The organism is Nostoc sp. PCC 9305, assembly GCF_963920915.1.
Taxonomy (GTDB): Bacteria; Cyanobacteriota; Cyanobacteriia; order Cyanobacteriales; family Nostocaceae; genus Nostoc.
This window is the reverse complement of the sequence record NZ_CAWUDN010000268.1, coordinates 1-648: the sequence shown is the minus strand read 5'-3', so window position 1 is coordinate 648 and position 648 is coordinate 1. Positions and strand designations below refer to the sequence as shown.

General features: G+C 45.4%; 1 pseudogene. It reads left to right on the top strand.

Annotated features, from left to right (window positions below):
- Window positions 1-648, top strand: a pseudogene (locus tag ACM0OX_RS35720) (IS4 family transposase); the annotation flags it as partial.

Here is a 648-nt window from a genome sequence, read left to right as displayed (position 1 = left end):
GCAATGCTTATTGTTCGTTGTGGACAAGTTGAGATTCAACGCCCCGATAAATTAGGCGTTTTTGGCTATCCTCCTAGTGTTACCCTTTTTGCTGTTGAAGCTCTGGAAGTCCAACCACCCGCAGGACAAGAACCGATTCATTGGCGGTTGCTGACAACTCACGTTGTTGTCTGCTTGGAACAGGCACTGCGAGTCATTAAGTGGTACGGTTGGCGATGGAAGATTGAACAACTTTTTGCCACTCTCAAAAAAGCTGGATTGAATATCGAAGCGACTCAGTTAGAGTCTAGTATTGCAATCCAACGCCTAACAATCCTTGCTTTGTCCGTAGCTGTGCGAACCTTACAAATGGTTGAGGGACGCGATAATACTCAACTTTCTGCCGAGCTTACCTTTTGTCAAAAGCAGCAGCAATGTTTATTAGGACTTCAATCTTCTGTTGAAGGCGATACCAAAAAATTACAAAATCCTTATCCACGGGGTTGTTTGCCCTGGGCTACTTGGATCATTGCTCGACTTGGTGGATGGTCTGGTTATACCTCTGGTAGGCCTCCTGGAATGCCTACCCTTGTTCATGGTTTAAGACAATTTGAATCCATCTTTATCGGCTGGAAACTCGCTCTGGATGGACTTGTGTATACACGGTAG